The sequence below is a fragment of the Caloranaerobacter azorensis DSM 13643 genome (assembly GCF_900129995.1).
Classification (GTDB): Bacteria; Bacillota; Clostridia; order Tissierellales; family Thermohalobacteraceae; genus Caloranaerobacter; species Caloranaerobacter azorensis.
The window spans coordinates 1-3,598 of the sequence record NZ_FQXO01000123.1 but is presented as its reverse complement, the minus strand read 5'-3'; the positions used below and the strand labels follow the sequence as shown (position 1 = coordinate 3,598).

The window sequence follows — 3,598 nt, the reverse complement described above, 5'->3', positions numbered from 1 at the left end:
TTAACCTAATGAACCGCCGTATACCGAACGGTACGTACGGTGGTGTGAGAGGTCGGTAGATGAATTAATCATCTACCTCCTACTCGATTATTGATTAAGAAATTCAGAACTCCTCCTTTTAAATAAGCATAACTCAAGTATGTGTTATGTTAGAAACACTACTCTAAAATCACCAATAAAGGAGGAGATTTTTATGGCAAAAGTAAATTATAATTTAACATATAACGAAAGAGTTGTTGAGGCAGCCAAAGAATATTTGGCGAGAAAAGAAAGAAAAGTACATCCAGAAGGGTATTTTGATAATGGTGGAAGATGGTTTCCTTCAGAAAATGAAAAATTGATTTGCTGTAGTAATATTAGGCGACCTAGCGTAAGTTGGCCTTATTCACTTATGAAACATTGCAGAACTATGGGACATGTTGCAGGTTTATTTGGAGTTTTAAAAAAGGATGTAATGAGGTATTTAAACAAAGGAATACTACCTGAAGTTGAGGAAGGGTACTATTATAAGTTAGTAGCAGTAATTGATAATAAATATTTTTCAATTTTTGATGGTAAAACACAGTATGAAATAGGAAAAACATTAATCGAAGAAGTAAAGCCAGATTTTGAAGGTGGTTTTTATGTATATAAGACGATTAAAGAGGCACAAAATGCTGTTTTTCCAAGTACAAGTAAATTACTTAAAGCAACTAGAGCGATACTAAAAGTAAAATGCTGTGGAAACTATTGCAAGTATGAAAATGGTAAAATTGCATTTTCAGAAATAACACCTGTGGAAGTTGTATGTAAAGAAGTTAGTAACGAATAGTTGATGTATAGATTTTAATAATATCCAGCCCTTCGTTTGAAGGGCTAATTATATTATAAATACATTAAAATATTTGAGAAAATAGCAGGTAAAATTATGAAAATGAAGAAAAATTATATATAAAACATAATATTTTATAAAATTTTAATGAGAAATATGTAGCGTATAAAGGCTATAAGTTTGAACAGAGGGTAGAGAATAATGATAAACCATACAAAATAAAATGTTATGAAACAGAAAACATAAAAATAGTTGTATTAGTTTTGCAGATGTAACGGAATTAGTTTTATCTATCATTAGATATTCTAAAAATGTATTGATAAAAAGAGAGAAGATAAAGGTTATGTAGAAAATATATTTGAAAATATTAATAATGAGTTAAAAAATATCAGAAGTTAATGGAATTTTTAAAGATGAGATAGAAGATAGTAATATGTTGAGTATTATAATATATAGTTTGAAGTAGGTTTAATAGTTTACAAGAAAAACGATGTTACAATTAGAACTATTATTGAAATATAAAATAGTTTGTTTATAAAGAGGTTTTATAATTTTGAATATATTGTAAAGGGTAATTTATTAAATATGGGAGTGAAGAAAAATGAGTAACAATAATATAAGATATTTTGACAATCCTTATGAATATTTAAAATGGGAATATTCTCGTCAAAAAAATAAAAAATTGGATTTGAAAAATTTAAATATAGATATTCTGTTCAGTTTAATTAAAAATGAGTATGATGATATTGAATTTTATGAAAAAGATAAAGATCTATTTAAAAAACTCAAAGAAATTGCAATAAATTTAGATATTCCTATTACAGAACAAGATAGTTCAGGGTATTTTATATTAAAAAGACATTCAGAAAATATTATTAAGATAGGGGATAAGAATAATATTGCTATACCTAATGATATTGTATTAGGCACTTTACCTTTAAATTATTTAGATGCTTTTACATGTGTATTCCCACAAGGTCAAAGATTAATAGCCTTAAGCGAAGGGCTATTATTATTTTTATACTCTATGGGGAGAGTCGTTTCATCATTCTTTTCAAAAATTAATGATGATATTAACAGGTATAAGAGTTATGTTACATTTGATTTTAATAGTGATTCAATTAATAAAAACTTGAAAATGAATAAAAAGGGACATGAACATTTCTTAGAAACACTTATTGTTTATTTTGCATATGAGAATCTTTCTTTTTCAAAAATTTACTATAAAGAAGATGCCAATATAAATCTTTCAGCAGTATTATGGGATACAGCAGAGTTGTTTATTGTAGCACATGAATATTCACACATAATATTGGGGCATTTGCCAGAAGAAAAAGATTTTATAAGGAGGTTTTTAGATGATGATTCTATGTTATATCAAATAGTTAGAAATTGGAGTGAAGAGTTTTCAGCAGATTCACTTGCTTTTCAATTAACAATGGCTAACAATCAAAATACAGGATATGGATTGTTTGGATGTTATCTTGGAATAGAGTTTCTATTTGCATGTTTAGATATTATTGAGAAGGTATATAATATTGAGTTCACTGAAACTCATCCTTCTGCCCAAATGAGAATAGAAAATTTAAGACGATATTTTAAAAATACCTTACCTGAAACATCACAAAATATTCTTAAAGGAAGCAGGATAATCCAAGAAATTATAACAACATTATGGGATTCAAATAAAGATAATTTCAATTATACAATAAATCATATTTTCAAGAATATTAATTTTAAAAAAGATTAATTATTAAACTACATATTTAAATGAAAAAGGAGGTAAATGCATGATACATTTTTCAGCAGAGCATAATGATATTGTTGAGGATTTTATTAATCATGGAATATCAATTGATAGACCTGGCTTTTATGATGATCCAGAATTTATTAAAATAGAAAGACGTAACAATAAATTTTTATGCAATTATGCACGATATGTACAAACAAAGCAATATTCAGAAGAATATTTAAAAAATGCTTATAAAATAATTCCATATATTTGTAAATTACTCTATAACGAATTTTTGACTGATTCAAAACCAGGTGAATGTATTAACATATCAATGATTCTTTCAAAAATATTAGAAAAAGAAGGGTTTTGGAACTATATTGTTAAGGGTGCTTTGACCATTAATTTTCCAATTGAAGCCAATATTACTCCTAAATTCTTTTGGCCAGTTGATATTTATCCAGTAGATGCTGGACATGCATGGGTAGTTGCACCTCCATTCAATGTAATAGATTTGACAGTAAAGATACAGCAATATTATGAGAATGAGGAAGAGTTTTTGCCGGATTACGTTATTGAAGATAAGATTAATATTGGGGAAATTACATATCAAGACATTTATAGTCCTGAATGTAGGAGATGGTTAAGAAATCGAGGGGTAAGAAATTCAGAGATGTTAAAACGTTGCAATCCAGATGTTATTGAATTTTCAAATGTTTTTAAACCTAATATTATAAAATATAAAGGAACAGAATTAAAATATATACCAGTAGCATGTAGTGCATCAGATGCACCGTTGGAAAAAATGAAAAACTTATGTATAAATGGTATGTATCCTATAGATATTTACAGAAAAGTAATATTACCAAATTTAAATAAAATTAAAACTGTATAATTAATAAGTAAATAATCGAATGGTAGGAATATTATTAACCTTACTTCTTTTTATCCTTGTAACTATGTACACTACAAAAAAACTTCTTTCACTAAAAATAAAGTTGTATCAAAAAACATGGTTTAAAGAAGACTAAATATCTTCTTGAGCCATGTTTTTT

General features: G+C 26.8%; 3 protein-coding genes. All 3 read left to right on the top strand.

All coding sequences use genetic code 11. The annotated features are described in order from the left end of the window. The first annotated feature begins 193 nt into the window (after nt 1-193). The 3 genes from BUB51_RS12240 to BUB51_RS12230 all read left to right on the top strand — a co-directional run bounded on the left by BUB51_RS12240 (nt 194) and on the right by BUB51_RS12230 (nt 3,438). Nucleotides 194-811 carry a hypothetical protein gene (locus BUB51_RS12240; RefSeq protein WP_073198094.1) on the top strand — a complete coding sequence of 206 codons (618 nt, stop codon included), beginning with the start codon at nt 194-196 and terminating at the stop codon, nt 809-811. A gap of 601 nt (nt 812-1,412) precedes the next feature. Continuing rightward, on the top strand, nt 1,413-2,561 hold the full coding sequence (locus BUB51_RS12235; protein WP_073198092.1) for a M48 family metalloprotease: 1,149 nt from the start codon (nt 1,413-1,415) through the stop codon (nt 2,559-2,561). Nucleotides 2,562-2,601: 40 nt separating this feature from the next. Continuing rightward, the gene (locus BUB51_RS12230; RefSeq protein WP_073198090.1) at nt 2,602-3,438 is read left to right on the top strand and encodes a hypothetical protein; all 837 of its coding nucleotides are present in this window, start codon (nt 2,602-2,604) and stop codon (nt 3,436-3,438) included. The last annotated feature ends 160 nt before the right edge of the window (nt 3,439-3,598 follow it).